The organism is Cobetia sp. AM6 (genome assembly GCF_009617955.1).
Lineage (GTDB): Bacteria > Pseudomonadota > Gammaproteobacteria > Pseudomonadales > Halomonadaceae > Cobetia > Cobetia amphilecti.
Genome location: NZ_AP021868.1, coordinates 2,753,076 through 2,766,959, shown reverse-complemented (window position 1 = coordinate 2,766,959; position 13,884 = coordinate 2,753,076). Strand labels below are relative to the sequence as shown.

Annotated in this window: 12 protein-coding genes; 9 read left to right on the top strand and 3 right to left on the bottom strand. The window is 63.3% G+C overall.

The features are described from left to right. The first annotated feature begins 104 nt into the window (after positions 1-104). The 6 genes from CLAM6_RS11630 to CLAM6_RS11605 all read left to right on the top strand — a co-directional run bounded on the left by CLAM6_RS11630 (position 105) and on the right by CLAM6_RS11605 (position 6,814). A complete protein-coding gene (locus tag CLAM6_RS11630) occupies positions 105-1,094 on the top strand; it encodes a phosphoribosyltransferase family protein (RefSeq protein ID WP_131432407.1) in 990 nt (329 codons plus the stop codon). Between the two features lie 114 nt (positions 1,095-1,208). Next, complete coding sequence (locus tag CLAM6_RS11625) at positions 1,209-2,006, top strand: glycosyltransferase family 4 protein (RefSeq protein ID WP_153636193.1); 798 nt, start codon at positions 1,209-1,211, stop codon at positions 2,004-2,006. 8 nt (positions 2,007-2,014) lie between these two features. Next, a complete protein-coding gene (locus CLAM6_RS11620) occupies positions 2,015-3,133 on the top strand; it encodes a hypothetical protein (protein WP_052384903.1) in 1,119 nt (372 codons plus the stop codon). Positions 3,134-3,365: 232 nt separating this feature from the next. Then, positions 3,366-4,532: a glycosyltransferase family 4 protein gene (locus tag CLAM6_RS11615; RefSeq protein WP_153636192.1), complete on the top strand. Its 1,167-nt coding sequence runs from the start codon at positions 3,366-3,368 to the stop codon at positions 4,530-4,532. A 17-nt stretch (positions 4,533-4,549) separates the two neighbouring features. After that, positions 4,550-5,029 carry a hypothetical protein gene (locus tag CLAM6_RS11610; RefSeq protein WP_153636191.1) on the top strand — a complete coding sequence of 160 codons (480 nt, stop codon included), beginning with the start codon at positions 4,550-4,552 and terminating at the stop codon, positions 5,027-5,029. Between the two features lie 678 nt (positions 5,030-5,707). Then, the gene (locus tag CLAM6_RS11605) at positions 5,708-6,814 is read left to right on the top strand and encodes a glycosyltransferase family 4 protein (RefSeq protein WP_153636190.1); all 1,107 of its coding nucleotides are present in this window, start codon (positions 5,708-5,710) and stop codon (positions 6,812-6,814) included. Between the two features lie 14 nt (positions 6,815-6,828). On the opposite strand, the gene CLAM6_RS11600 is transcribed toward CLAM6_RS11605, so the two are convergent. The 3 genes from CLAM6_RS11600 to CLAM6_RS11590 form a co-directional block, all read right to left on the bottom strand. After that, the gene (locus tag CLAM6_RS11600) at positions 6,829-8,085 is read right to left on the bottom strand and encodes an NAD(P)/FAD-dependent oxidoreductase (protein WP_153636189.1); all 1,257 of its coding nucleotides are present in this window, start codon (positions 8,083-8,085) and stop codon (positions 6,829-6,831) included. Between the two features lie 285 nt (positions 8,086-8,370). After that, positions 8,371-8,943 (bottom strand): carboxymuconolactone decarboxylase family protein, encoded by a 573-nt coding sequence (locus tag CLAM6_RS11595; protein WP_153636188.1) that lies wholly within the window; start codon positions 8,941-8,943, stop codon positions 8,371-8,373. A gap of 65 nt (positions 8,944-9,008) precedes the next feature. Then, positions 9,009-10,337, bottom strand: coding sequence for an aspartate aminotransferase family protein (locus CLAM6_RS11590; protein WP_153636187.1), 1,329 nt, complete (start codon positions 10,335-10,337; stop codon positions 9,009-9,011). A gap of 166 nt (positions 10,338-10,503) precedes the next feature. Here CLAM6_RS11590 and CLAM6_RS11585 point away from each other — a divergent pair, with 166 nt between their 5' ends. The 3 genes from CLAM6_RS11585 to eutC all read left to right on the top strand — a co-directional run bounded on the left by CLAM6_RS11585 (position 10,504) and on the right by eutC (position 13,878). Continuing rightward, positions 10,504-11,436: a MurR/RpiR family transcriptional regulator gene (locus tag CLAM6_RS11585; protein ID WP_107336380.1), complete on the top strand. Its 933-nt coding sequence runs from the start codon at positions 10,504-10,506 to the stop codon at positions 11,434-11,436. A gap of 178 nt (positions 11,437-11,614) precedes the next feature. Continuing rightward, on the top strand, positions 11,615-13,021 hold the full coding sequence (locus CLAM6_RS11580) for an ethanolamine ammonia-lyase subunit EutB (RefSeq protein ID WP_153636186.1): 1,407 nt from the start codon (positions 11,615-11,617) through the stop codon (positions 13,019-13,021). After that, the gene (gene eutC / locus CLAM6_RS11575) at positions 13,018-13,878 is read left to right on the top strand and encodes an ethanolamine ammonia-lyase subunit EutC (protein WP_153636185.1); all 861 of its coding nucleotides are present in this window, start codon (positions 13,018-13,020) and stop codon (positions 13,876-13,878) included. Before CLAM6_RS11580 ends, eutC begins: the two co-directional genes overlap by 4 nt. Positions 13,879-13,884: the final 6 nt, after the last annotated feature.

The window sequence follows — 13,884 nt, the reverse complement described above, 5'->3', positions numbered from 1 at the left end:
TTTGATGACAGGACGTCGTCAATGACATCAAAAAAGCGCTGCAACACACAAAAGCGCGAAGGATATCGGCCTTGGGCCGTCGTGAGTCGCAAGGGGACCGCAACATGAATTATCGCAGTTACGCCGACCTGAGTTCGGATATCGCCAGACAGTTGTCGCGCCTGCAGGCCGGGAATTTCGACCTGATCGTCGGGATCCCGCGCAGTGGAATGGTGCCGGCCTACATGATCAGCGCCATGCTCAATCGGGCCTGCACGGATCTCGATACCTTCATCGCCAACGGCTCGCCCGGCAAGGGAATGACACGCAAGGTCCGGGGGGCAGCGCAGAGTGCCTGGGAAAATCAGCGTGTGCTGCTGGTCGACGACAGTTTCAACAGTGGGGCCTCGCTCAAGGCCTCCCTGGCGCGCATTCCGCAAGAATGCCCCTGTGACATCACCACCTGCGTCATCTATGCCAACCCGGCCCCGGTGGTGGGGGTGGACATGTATCTGGTCGAGCTTGAGCACCCGCGTGCCTTCCAGTGGAATCTGTTTCATCACCCGGCGCTGGCCGATAGCTGCCTGGATATCGATGGCGTGCTGTGCCTCGATCCGACGCCTGAGCAGAACGATGACGGCCCGCGCTATCGCGACTTCCTGACCAACGCGGCACCTCTGCATATCCCGACCTACCGTGTGCACTCGCTGGTCACCAACCGGCTGGAAAAATATCGTCCCGAGACGACCGCCTGGCTGGCCCGGCACGGTGTCGAGTATGACCACCTGATCATGCTCGACCTGCCCAGCAAGGAAGAGCGGCTGCGTCAGAATCGCCATTCGAGTCACAAGGCGGATTACTACCGTGACTCCGGCTGTCGCCTGTTCATCGAAAGCGAGGTGGGGCAGGCCACCAACATCACGCGCATGACCGGCAGGCCCGTCTATTGCGTGGACGCCCACCAGATGATGACCCCCGAGTGGGCCTCGATGTCAGCGCAGAAGAAGGGCCAGGTGCTGGTGTGCACGTTCAAGCGCATGGCGCGCCGGGTCGTGACCTGGTTGCCGGCGCCGCTGGCCCGCCAGGCGCGCAGTGTCTATCAGCGCCTGGCCTGAACGCACCGAAGGAAGTGGGGCTGACGTCGATCGCCATGTGCAGATGGCATGGCGATCATCGTGAATTGACTCGATCAAGCCTGGCTCAAGGCTAACACTGGCGAAGGAGTGGCAATGAAGACGCATCGGATGGCGCTTTTGGTCGTGGCACGGCAGATGACCCTCGAGACTCGCCAGATGCTGGCGTTGGCGGCGGGGCTGACGCGTCTGGGTCACGAGGTGGACCTCATCGTGCCCCAGGCCCATGAGGAGTTGATCGAAGGTCTGGCCCATGGGGTGCGGCTGGTAGAGCTGGGCGTGCACACTGAGTTGACGGGCGTGCTGGCCCTGACGCGCTATCTGGCGCGTCATCGCCCATGTGTCCTGTTGTCCAGCGGTCTGGAAGCCAATCTCAATGCGCTCAAGGCGCGCCGTCTGGATCGTTGGCGCGTGCCGGTGATTGCGCATCATGCCGTGACACCGGCCAGTGAACTGGTGGCGGCGGGCAGCAAGGCGCGGGGCCTGAGGCGCAGAATGGCGCTCAAGTATCCGCATGCGGCACTGGTGCTGGTCGAAAGCGATGAAGCCGGCTGCCAGGCACGCCACGAGGGCGGTATCGAGGCAACGCGCGTCGTGACGTTGCCGTTGGCCCCTGATGAGGAGACGGGCGCGCTGAGCGAGCATCAATTGATGCAGTGCCTGTCGCTGATGCTGTCGGCAGCCGAGGTCGAGGGCGCGTCACCCTTCTCGTCCCAAGGCTGGCAGGTCAGCAGTGGGGGTGCTGCGGCTGGCCTCGCGCAGTCCTCGCCGTCCCTCGATACCTCTGGCGTGGTGAGTCGGCAGGCCACCAGCGCTGATACCGGCGCGTCCGCGCCCCTCATGTCATCCGCCAGTCTGCAGGCCGAACTGGCCAACAGCGGCGCACGAGAATAAGTCTTTCCATGGAACACATTCTGCTCGACCTGCCCAACCTGCTCGTCTGTCTGGTACTGGTGATGGTGGGCTTTCTGCGTGGTTGGGTGACGCGCAATGTCGCGATCATCCTGAGTCTGAGCAGTGCGGTGCCGTACCTGTTGAACAATGTGCTGTTCGATGCCGAATACATGCCGGACCAGTTCCGCTACTGGGAGCAGGTATTGGCCATGCGCAGCATGGACTGGGGAGCGATGGACCACTCCCTGACCGTCTCGGTCTCGTCGGGATTTCTGGCGCTGTTGCCGTTGCCGCTGGCGGAAACCATCACCAGCCTGGGCTTCTTCAACAAGTTCCTCTATATCGGCGCGCTGATGGTGCTGATTCGCCGCGGCATCATCTCCCACGCGGTACTGCTGTTCGTGCTGTGCTACCCGAGCCTGGTGCTCTACAGCTCACTGAGCCTGCGCGATACCCTGGTCACCGGCTTCATGCTCGGCAGCTTCCTGCTGGCCATCGAACGTCGGCCGATGTGGGCGCTGATCTTCCTGTTGCCGTTATGGATCATCAAGTTCCAGAACGCTCTGATCATGCTGATCTTCCTCGGCATCTACCTCCTCTACGATGTCAGCCGTCAGGGCCTGTCGACCAAGCGATTCTGCTGGTTGCTGGTCGGGCTGGCCGCCAGTGTGCTGGTCATCTATCCGCTGGCGGTGGACCAGATCAACTTCTTCCGCGCGGCCATGTATCTGGAGGATGGCGGCAAGATCGAGGATGTAGAGGTCATTCAGGGCTTCGGGGACTTCGTGGTGACGGGGATCCAGGGCGCGCTCTATTTCCTGATCAAGCCATTGCCCTGGGAAGCCGCCAACGCGCTGCAGTTGATCCAGTCGGGAGAGAACCTGCTGGTGGTCGCCTTCCTCGTCTGGCTGACCCTCAAGTGCTGGCAGGTCCAGCGTGAGAAGACGCTCTTCTGGCTGCTGTATCTGATCGGCGCCTTCACCATCTATGGACTCGTCGTCTTCAACTACGGCACCGCGGTGCGCTATCGCTTCCCGTTCCTGGTCATCTATGTGGTGTGCATGGCGCATGACACAGGGCTGGTGCGGCTGTGGCAGCAGCAACGCCGGCCTGCGTTGCTGGACTGACCTGCTGGAACGAGTTGCTGGACTGGGTTTCTGGACCGAATTGCTGGACCGAATTGCTGGACCGAGTTGCCGGCCCGAGCCACGACGTCTTCCCTTTCGCGCTGGTGTCGCTTCTCGATCGTTTCTCTTGTCGATGGCTCCCCTTATTCAAGGTTTCTCTCCCGGATGCTTCCGGTCGCGCGGGCTCAAGCTCGCGCATGTTCTTCTTCGCATGACACGCAAGGAATGCCCCATGCCAACACGTGACGCACAGCCCTCCACGGTGGTGCTGGTCTCCAACTCGTCGTTCTTTCTCTACAACTTCCATCGCGGCGTCATCGAAGGGCTGCGTGATTCGGGCTATCGCGTGGTGTGCCTTGCGCCTACCGATGCGCATAGCGCGTACCTGGTGGACGAGCTCAGGGTCGAGCATCGTGCGCTGGGCATGGAAGGCAAGGGCACCTCGCTGATCGGTGAGGGCAAGAGCCTGCTGGCGCTGCTGGGGACATTGCTGAAACTCAAGCCGCGCTATGTTCTCAACTTCACCATCAAGGCCAATGTCTATTCGGGGCTGGCCTGTCGGCTGCTCAAGATTCCCTATACCAACAACGTCTCGGGGTTGGGCACCGCCTTCATACACGACAGCTGGCTGTTTCGTCGGGTACGGGCGCTGTATGGCTTCGCCAACCGTGGCGCGCGTTGCGTGTTCTTCGAGAACCGCGATGACCAACGCCTGTTCATGCGCCTCGGGCTGCAGAAGTCCACGCCGTCTGTCGTGCTGCCCGGCGCCGGTATCGACCCGCAACGCTTCGCCTTTGCGCCGCAACCGCAGACGCCACCGCTGACCTTCGTGATGGTCGCACGCCTGATCGGCGACAAGGGGGTGCGGGAATACGTGACGGCGGCCGAGCGTCTGCATGAGCGTTATCCGCAGGCACGCTTCTGGCTGATCGGCCCGTCGGGGATCAGCAATCGCACCGCGATCAGCGATGAGGAAATCGCTGCCTGGCGCGAGCGCGGCATATTGCACTACCTGGGCGAACAGCGGGATGTACGCCCCTTCCTGGCCGAGGCCAATGTGCTGGTGCTGCCGTCGTACCGGGAAGGCATGCCGCGCACGGTACTGGAGGCGGCCTCGATGGGGCGTCCGGCGATCGTCAGTGATGTGCCGGGCTGTCGCAGCTCGGTCAATCCCGGCGTCACGGGCTGGCTGTGCGAAGCGGCCAATGTCGAGTCTCTTGAGCAGCAGATGCAGGGCTGTCTGGACATGCCGCATGCGGCATTGATGGAGGCGGGGCAGGCGGCACGCGTGCGTATCGAGCGTGAATTTGATCAGCAGATCGTGGTGCGTGCCTATCTGGGCTGTCTGCAGCACACACTGGATATCGAGTTGCGTAAGTCAGTACTCGCTACCGCCTGAGGCGGGGCGCTAACACATTGACACCGTTGGATTTTCGTCAGGAAGATGAAGAAAATCGTTCTCGACAGTTGGGCAAATATCAGGAACTGCTGCTGGATTTAACGCGCATAATGGCCCCGCGAGTGAGAGTGACAGGCGCCTGCCTGGAGAGCTCAATCGGTCGGGACAGTGCTTCTTCTGGCAATGACACACCGCGTGTCGCTGAACAGGCCGTCTCGCTGGAACGCGATCGATCGTCATCAAAGGGAAGGATGCCCGTGAACACCATCAACAGAGAGCAGAATGTCGTCATGAGTGGATATCGTTTCTGCGCCCAATGCGGGGGCGCCAGCGTACATCGCGTAAAACGCCATTGGTGGCAGCGACTGGCCGGCAAGGCGCCGCTCTATCACTGTGAAGACTGCGGCATCATCCATCGCGTCTCGACTGAAGCCATCACTGCCAGCCGGACGAGCCAGCAGGACGCTGAATCGTCGCACCCGATGGCTGGCCGCTGATCCTGTTGTCAGGTGCCAGCATTGAGCTATCGAGCTATCGAGCTATTGAACAGAGCCTGGCGCGCCGGCATTGGATTTATCTTTTCATCACCCATGCCACGGCGCGCGTTGTACGCTCACCATGATTCAGGACAGGCGTGCTTCTCAGAAGGCGGGGGTGGACAAGACGCGTTGAGCTGGCATCTCGCATGATGCCTGGCAGTGTTCGTTCAGCGCTCAGGCCGCTTGCCACTCTCGCTTTTCGAACTCGCTTTTCGAACTCGCTTTTCGTATCAGCTCCCCGTGCCCGCTACCGCGCACGCTCCTCTTGCCGCGTTGTCTTGCTGAGGCGCTGCCTTGCTGGCGCATTTTCTTTCTAAACGTGCTGTCTTGCTGACGTACCGTCTTTCCAAAAAAATGCCTGACGCATTTTTCTTCATGAAGCGGTCAAGAGGTGCTGACCGCCGGTCGTCTTGCTGTCAGCCGTTTTGCGCAACCGTTGCTGCGCTAGCATTCTGCATTAGCGTTCTGCATTAGATCGCACCGCTTCATGTCATACCCCCTATCTCCCGCCATCGACCCTCGTCGGTGGCGGGTTTTTTCTGCGCCGCAGTTGAGCATTTCGATCAAAGCAAGGCGTTATCGCGCCTGCGGTCGGGTGCCTCGCGGCGAGCATTTCCCTGTGGAGCGCATGAGCCAATGAAGATTCTGTTTGTCGTCGGTAATCTTTCCAGCGACGGAGGCACGGAACGTGTCACATGCGAAATCGCCAGCGGACTGGCGCGCTCGGGTCACGAGGTGATGATCGCGAGTCTGTTCGGGCCAGCGACCAGCTCGTTTACTCTGGAGGACAGCATCACGACCTGTTGCCTGAATCTGAAGGAAGCCAGAGGCGGGGCCCGACGTTCTCTGGGCATCAGTTCGGCGCTGCTGAGCAAGGTCCGGCACCAACAGGCCGATGTGGTGGTGCTGGTGGATTCGATCCTGTTCGCCTTCTGTGCGCCGTGGGCCCCGTTCCAGCGCGCCCGGATCATCTGCTGGGAGCATTTCAACCTCGCCACCGATCATGGTTCACGCCTGCGTTCGGTGGGGCGCTCGACCGCCGTGCGCCTGGCCGACGCCATCGTGGTGCTCACCGAGCGGGATGCCGAAGCCTGGCGAGCGCGCTATCGCATCCGCGACAAGGTCGGCGCGATCTGGAATCCGGTGCCGCACTTCCCCAAGCCCAGCGAAGAGGGCGCCGCGTCGCGTACCGTGCTTGCCGTCGGGCGCCTGACGGAGCAGAAGGGCTTCGATGTGCTGCTGAACGCCTGGCACAAGGTCGTGTCGGTCCACCCTGACTGGCGACTGCGCATCGTCGGCTGGGGCGAGGATGAAAATGACCTCAAGGCCCAGGCCTGGACATTGGGCCTGAGTGACAGCGTCGTCTTCGTGGGCCGCACCTCACAGGTGGAAAAGGAGTATCAGCGGGCGGCACTGTACGTGATGAGTTCACGCTGGGAGGGGCTGCCGATGACCCTGCTGGAAGCGCAATCCTTCGGCTTGCCGGTGGTCTCGACAGACTGTGAAACCGGGCCTGCCGAAATCCTGGCCGGCGGCAGCGGCGTGCTGGTGGATGTCGAGGACGATGAGGCACTGGCGCGCGAGATCCGTGATCTGATCACGGATGAAGCCCGCCGCAGCGAGATGTCCCTGCTGGCACGCGACAATGCCGCGCGCTTCGATGCGGACACCCTGTGCGGCGAGTGGCAGCAGTTGCTGGAGCGCCTGACCTCCGGTCGAACCCGCATCGCGGATGCCTCGTGAATCCCCCCAGAGTGTCAAAATCGGGCCGCAGAGCAGGGCGTGATCCACTCTGGTGAGCCTTTGGCTAAACATTCGCTGACCAGGCGGCCAGTCACGCCTGCCAGTGTCACCCCGATATGCTGATGGCCAAAGGCATGGATCACGCGTGGCTCATTGGGTGACGGGCCGATCACCGGCACGGAATCGGGCAGGGTGGGGCGAAAGCCCAGCCAGCGCCGGGCCACTGGGGCGTCAATGCCCAGTACCTTGCGCACCCGGCTTTCCAGATAGTCGAAACGGGCCGGGTTGGCCGGCCCCGCAAGCGAGCTCAGCTCCACGGTGCCGGCCACGCGCAGGCGCGCACCCTCGGCGCTGCGCAGTGGCGTCATGTAGAAGGCGCTTTCCACCGGGCAGGTCGGGCGGTTGAGCGGCGAGTACTCGAGATCGAATTCGATGTGATAGCCACGCTCGGTATCCAGCGGAATCCTGTCGCCGATCTGGCGGGCCAGATGTGCCGACCAGGCCCCGGCTGCCAGCACCACTCTGTCTGCCATGAGTCGCCGGCCATCGGCGTACTCCAGCAGCATGCCGGAGGCCTGACGGCTCAGGCGGGTGACCTCGGCGCTGACGATCCGGCCTTCTTCGCGCAGCGGGGTGGCCAGGGTGTCGATGAACACCTGCGGGTCATCGAGGTGACAGGAGGAGGGGAACAGCACGCCGCCCGCGGTGTGGCCTTCCATGGCCGGTTCCAGTGCGATCAGCTCATCCGCCGTCAGCACCTGCTGATGGATGCCGAGCTGGTCGCGCAGTCGGATATCGCTCTGTGCGGCTTGCAGGTTCTCGGCCTTGCCGTAGGCATACAGACAGCCCTTGCGCTGAATCATCGCGGCAGCGGCGGGGGCATCGTCCAGCAGCGGCTGGTAGTCCGTGTAGGTATGGCTGAGCAGCTGGGCCAGCATCTCGCTATTGGCGCGAAAGCGAGTGGCGTTGCACTGGCCCATGAAGCGCATCAACCAGGGCGAGAGCCTGGGCAGGCATTTCCAGTCGATGACGAAAGGCGAGTCAGGTGACAGCAGCAGCGACGGCATGCTGCGCCAGATTTCCGGGCGGGCGATGGGCAGGCAGCCGTAATCCGCCAGGGTGCTGGCATTGCCGAAGGAGGTGCCGCTGGCGATGCCTTCGCGTTCGATCATCGTCACCTCGTGGCCGCTGCGCCGCAGCCACAAGGCGCAGGCGACACCCACGGCGCCTGCGCCGATCACCGCCACTTCCGTGTGTTCGCTATCACTCATTGATCGCTCACCTTGTGGTCATCTTGTTGTTATCGAGGTGTTGTTATCGAGGTGTTGTTATCGAGGTGTTGTTATCGAGGTGTTGCCATCCTGGCGTCGATATCGAAGCGTCGTCATCGAGGTATTCGCGCCGCAATGACGCACGCCCCGGGGGTGGCCGGGGCGCAGCAGGGGGCCTTTCGAGCATGCCTCGCGGGCGACAGCTCGGCAAGCGCGCGGTTACCGGGCGTGTCGTTCTCAAGCGTTCCGAGAATGGCGCAATCCAGGCCCTTCAAGACACGCGTTTCAAGATCGGCTCGGCTCCTCGAAGGGCAGCGGGATGTCATCACCGCGCCGGACGGCGAAGACATTCAGCGTCATCGCCACCAGGGCGTAATAACCCAGCACCCCGACCAGCTCCACCACCACGGTTTCGCCGAACATCGCGACGGCCTCGCCGTACAGGCCATCATCGACGCGCCGTTCGGCGTAGAGCGCGCGGGTGATGCGATAGACCAACCGCTCATCGTCTTGTTCAAATGCGGGTTCACGCTCCTCGCGCAGCGCCGTGATGACCTCTGGCGCGAGGCCGGCCTGCTCGGCAATCGGCGCGTGAATCTGCCACTCAGCCTGGGATTTCCACCACACCGCCGTGGTGAGAATCGCCAGCTCGCTGAGGCGCAGCTCAAGGCCGGTGGCGTAGCGGCAGAAGGCGCCGAGGCGCTGGGCATGACTGGCAAGCTCGGGGCTGTGGATCCAGGCCAGGAAGGGGCCGTCCAGATTGCCGCGCGGGCCGCTGAGAATCTCGGCCAGCACTTCGCGCTGATCCGCGCTCATGCTGGCGTCATCCAGTTCGGTCAGGCGCGATGTGATCGCCATGAAAGTCACTCCATTCAAATCCATTCAAAGATCGTGGGGTAGGCAATGCGCCTGCAGCTGAGCCGTCACAGGCTGGCAAGGGTGGTATCGATGGCACGCCCCAGCTTGGCGGTGATCTCGTCCAGATGCGACTCCTGCAGAATGAACGGCGGTGCCAGCAGGATGTGATCGCCCTGGCGACCATCGAGGGTGCCGCCCATCGGATAGCACATCAGGCCTTCGGCCATGGCGGCCTTCTTGAGTCGCGCGTGCAGCTTGAGGGAGGCGTCGAAGGGCTTTCTGGAATCGCGATCCGCGACCAGCTCCAGTCCCTGGAAGAGGCCGCGACCGCGGATGTCGCCGACATGGGCGTGATGCGCGAAGCGCTCGTTCAGGCGCGCCTTGAGCCCCTCGCCGAGGACATTGACGCGTGTGAGCAGGTCGCGGGCTTCGATGGTCTGCTGAACTGCCAGCGCTGCGGCACAGGCGGTGGCGTGGCCGATATAGGTGTGGCCGTGCTGGAAGAAGCCGGAGCCATTGGCGATGGCATCACGGATGCGCTGGCTGACCAGGGTCGCGCCGATCGGCTGGTAGCCGGCGCCCAGCCCCTTGGCGATGGTGATCAGATCCGCCGTGACACCTTCCTGCTCGGCGGCGAACAGACTGCCGGTGCGCCCCATGCCGCACATCACCTCGTCGAGAATCAGCAGCACGCCGTAGCGATCACAGACCTCGCGGATGCGTCTGAAGTAGCCGGGTACCGCGGTGACGGCGCCCAGGGTGGCACCGACCACCGGCTCGGCCACGAAGGCCATCACGTTGTCGGCGCCCAGGCGCAGGATTTCCTCTTCAAGCTCCGCGGCGAGACGAATGCCCATCGCCTCGGGCGTCTCGTCGGGCTGCTGGTCCCGATAGGCGTAGCAGGGGCTGACGTGGCTGACGTTGATCAGCAGCGGCTCGAATTGCTGACGGCGCCAGGCATTGCCGCCGGTGGCCAGCGCGCCCAGCGTGTTGCCGTGATAGCTCTGTCGCCGCGCGATCAGATGCTTGCGCTGGGGCTGGCCGATCTCGACGAAATACTGACGGGCCAGCTTTAGTGCCGCCTCGACCGCTTCCGAGCCGCCGGAGACGAAGTAGACGGAGTCGAGCCCTGCGGGAGCGCGTTCGATGAGAAAGTCGGCCAGCTGCTCCATCGGGTCGCTGGTGAAAAACGAGGTGTGCGCGTAGGCCAGTTGGCTGACCTGATCCTTGATGGCCTGCGCCACCGCCTCGTCGCTGTGCCCCAGGCATGACACGGCTGCGCCACCGCTGGCATCCAGATAACGGCGTCCCTCGCGATCGACGATGTAGGGGCCATCGCCCTTCACGGCGGTGGGATACTCCTGATTGAGGTTGCGATGCAGTACGTGGCTCATGCGGGCTCCGTGGCGGCAGGGGTGCGAACATTGAATGCAAATATGTAGTGCATTTATGGATTGTGCAATAAATAATTGCATGCGGTCGCTTGTGCCATCGGACTCGACCGGCCAGAGATGCTACCGTTGCCGCCATCTGTCCTGTCCCTTGCCAAGGAGGTATTCCATGCCCCCATCCTCCCGAGCCCCCGGGCCCGCATCCCCTGACTCGCCGCCGGAGACCCTGGAGGGGTTGAAGCAGTTGCTGGCGGCGATCGATCGTCGTGAGGTGGAGATTCGTCTCGGCGCGAGCTCCCGGCGCGTGCTGGCGGTGCTGATCGAGTCCCCGCAACGCACGGCGGTGTCTTCCATCAGCCAGCTGGCGGAGCTGACCGGCGTGAACGCCTCGACCTTCTCGCGTCTGGCCCAGCGGCTGGGCTACGAGGGCTTCAGCAGGTTTCAGGATGTCTTTCGCCAGGCGGTGACGGATGGCGAGCATTTCTACAGCCAGCAGGCCTCGCAGCTGCTGGCGCGAGACGCCGATAGCAGTGCCATGGCCCAGCTTGCGCGGCTGGGACGACAGGAGAGCGCCAACATCCTCAGCATGCTGGAGAGGGTGGACGCCGCGGCCTTCGAGGCCGCGACCACCTTGCTGGCCGAGGCGCCGCGCGTGCGCCTGCACGGCATGCGTCAGTTCAATTCCCTGGCACTGTTCATGGCCTATGGGCTGGGCATGCTGCGCCCGGACGTGGCACCGCTGGATGCCAGTCGTCAGGGTGTGGCCGATGCACTGGCCCAGCTGTCGGCCGGTGACGTGCTGGTGGTGGCCAGTTGCTTCCCCTATACCCCAAGCGTGGTGGCCTGCGCCGAGGTGGCGGTGAAGCGTGGGGTCGAGGTGATCGCGCTGACCGATTCGGCCAGCTCTCCGCTGGAGCCGCTGGCGCGCTACAGCTTCCATGTGCCCAATCACAGCCTCTTCTACAGCAACAGCATGAGCGCCTTCATGTTTCTCGCCGAAGGTCTGCTCAGCGAGGTGGCCAGCAAGCTGGGCGATGCCGGGGTGGCCTCGCTCAAGCAGCGCGAGGCGATCATCACGGAGCTGGGGGGCGCGCGCGGCTGATGCCCGCGACTCACTGCACCGAGGGGGAACGCGGTCATGCACCACAATAGTGCGGGCGCAGACCTGCGCAATGCGGCTTCAAGGCGCCTACAGGACCAAAGAGGCATGGAGGGAGATTGGCGTGATTCCTGCAGAACGACTGATATGAAATGACATCCGTCAGGGCAAGGAATTTCCCATGAGTCGCGAGTACCGTTACACCCTGGGCAGCCAGGTCCATCGTTTTGCCAATCTGGCCGAGCTGATGGCCAAGGCGACGCCCGCCCGCTCCGGAGATCGTCTTGCTGGCGTGATCGCGGAAACCGCCGAGGAGCGAGTCGTCGCTCAGCTGTGTCTGGCGGAGTTGCCCCTCAAGACCTTCCTCGAAGACGTGCTGATTCCCTACGAACAGGACGACATCACCCGCCTGATCATCGATGAGCATGATCCGGTCGCGTTCCTGCCGATCGCGCATCTCACCGTCGGCGACTTCCGCAACTGGCTGCTGAGTGACCTCGCGACCCCCGCGGTGCTGGCGCAGGTACGCGCCGGCATTACCCCCGAAATGGCCGCCGCGGTCAGCAAGTTGATGCGCAATCAGGACCTGATTCTGGTCGCGAAGAAGTGCGAGGTGGTCACCGCCTTTCGCAATACCATCGGCAAGAGCGGCCATCTCTCGACCCGCCTGCAGCCCAACCATCCCACCGATGACGTCACCGGCATCGCGGCCAGCATTCTCGATGGCCTGCTCTACGGCAACGGCGACGCCGTGATCGGCATCAACCCGGCCACCGACAACGTGGCGCAGAGTATCAAGCTGATGCGTCTGATGGATGAGGTGATCCAGAAGTACGCGATCCCCACCCAGTCCTGCGTGCTGACCCACGTCACCAATACCCTCGAGTGCATCGAGCAGGGTGCCCCGGTGGATCTTGTCTTCCAGTCCATCGGCGGCACACAGGCCACCAACGAGAGCTTCGGTGTCGAGCTCTCCGTGCTGGCGGAGGCGCAGCAGGCCGCGCTGTCGCTCAAGCGCGGCACGGTGGGCGACAACGTGATGTATTTCGAGACCGGCCAGGGCAGTGCGCTGTCCGCCGATGCCCATCACGGCCTGGACCAGCAGACCTGCGAGGCGCGCGCCTATGCGGTGGCGCGCAAGTACTCGCCGCTGCTGGTCAATACCGTGGTCGGCTTCATCGGCCCCGAGTATCTGTTCAATGGCAAGGAGATCATCCGCGCCGGCCTCGAGGACCACTTCTGCGGCAAGCTTCTGGGCCTGCCGATGGGCTGTGACATCTGCTACACCAATCATGCCGATGCCGATCAGAACGACATGGACACCCTGCTGACGCTGCTCGGGGTGGCGGGCTGCAACTTCATCATGGGCATCCCCGGCTCGGATGACATCATGCTCAATTATCAGACCACCTCCTTCCACGATGCTCTCTATGCACGGCGGGTGCTGGGCCTGGGCCCAGCGCCCGAATTCGCCGCCTGGCTCGAGGAGATGCAGATCTTCACCGATGTCGCCACCCAGGCACTGCCGAGCGAGATGCCCGACCGCTTCGCCAATTCACTGCGTCAGGTGACAGGAGGAGACGCATGAACCCTGACCAGCCCTCTGCTGACGCGGTCTCGCGCAGCCTCGAACCCGATGCCATCGTCACGCCCAATCCCTGGCAGCGGCTTGGCCAGTTCACGGATGCGCGCATCGGCCTTGGCCGTGCCGGCATCAGTCTGCCGACCAATCGTTCGCTGGAATTCCAGCTGGCGCACGCCCGCGCCCAGGACGCCGTCCACCTGCCGCTGGAGATTCCTCGACTGATCGAGGACCTCAATCAGCTCACAGCGCTCGAGAATGCTCCGCAGATCCAGCGACTGCACAGTCGCGCTGTGGATCGCACCACCTATCTGCAGCGCCCCGATTACGGCCGGCGTCTCGATGAGGCGTCGCGTCAGCAGTTGTCCGCCCTCGACGCCCAGCCTGCCGATCTGGCCATCGTGGTCGTCGATGGGCTCTCGTCTCTGGCGGTGCAGAACAATGCCGCTCCCTTCATCGCGGCACTGCTGGAGGCGCTGGCAGAAGACGGGCCGGATGCCTGGTCCTTGGCGTCGATCTGCGTGGTGGAGCAGGGGCGGGTCGCGATTGGCGATGAAGTCGGTGAGCTGCTCAATGCCCGTGCAGTGCTGGTGATGGTCGGCGAGCGTCCCGGCCTCAGCTCTCCGGACAGCCTCGGGCTCTATCTGACCTGGCAGCCGCGCGTCGGCCTGAGCGATGCCAGCCGCAACTGCATCTCCAACGTGCGCCCGGCAGGGCTCGACTTCGCGATGGCCGCCCAGCGTCTGCATTACCTGCTGCGTGAGGCACGCAAGCTCGGCCTCACCGGTGTGGGCCTCAAGGACAGAAGCGGCGAGACGGCGCTGGAAGGCGGCACCGGTATCCAGAACTTTCTGCTGTCCTGATGGGAC

Excerpts from the sequence above, each read along its gene's own strand:
- CLAM6_RS11580 (WP_153636186.1), top strand. The coding sequence starts at position 11,615 with ATGAGTCGCGAGTACCGTTACACCCTGGGCAGCCAGGTCCATCGTTTT.
- CLAM6_RS11615 (WP_153636192.1), top strand. The coding sequence starts at position 3,366 with ATGCCAACACGTGACGCACAGCCCTCCACGGTGGTGCTGGTCTCCAAC.
- CLAM6_RS11620 (WP_052384903.1), top strand. The coding sequence starts at position 2,015 with ATGGAACACATTCTGCTCGACCTGCCCAACCTGCTCGTCTGTCTGGTA.
- CLAM6_RS11585 (WP_107336380.1), top strand. The coding sequence starts at position 10,504 with ATGCCCCCATCCTCCCGAGCCCCCGGGCCCGCATCCCCTGACTCGCCG.
- CLAM6_RS11590 (WP_153636187.1), bottom strand. The coding sequence starts at position 10,337 with ATGAGCCACGTACTGCATCGCAACCTCAATCAGGAGTATCCCACCGCC.
- CLAM6_RS11605 (WP_153636190.1), top strand. The coding sequence starts at position 5,708 with ATGAAGATTCTGTTTGTCGTCGGTAATCTTTCCAGCGACGGAGGCACG.
- CLAM6_RS11625 (WP_153636193.1), top strand. The coding sequence starts at position 1,209 with ATGAAGACGCATCGGATGGCGCTTTTGGTCGTGGCACGGCAGATGACC.
- CLAM6_RS11630 (WP_131432407.1), top strand. The coding sequence starts at position 105 with ATGAATTATCGCAGTTACGCCGACCTGAGTTCGGATATCGCCAGACAG.
- eutC (WP_153636185.1), top strand. The coding sequence starts at position 13,018 with ATGAACCCTGACCAGCCCTCTGCTGACGCGGTCTCGCGCAGCCTCGAA.
- CLAM6_RS11595 (WP_153636188.1), bottom strand. The coding sequence starts at position 8,943 with ATGGCGATCACATCGCGCCTGACCGAACTGGATGACGCCAGCATGAGC.
- CLAM6_RS11600 (WP_153636189.1), bottom strand. The coding sequence starts at position 8,085 with ATGAGTGATAGCGAACACACGGAAGTGGCGGTGATCGGCGCAGGCGCC.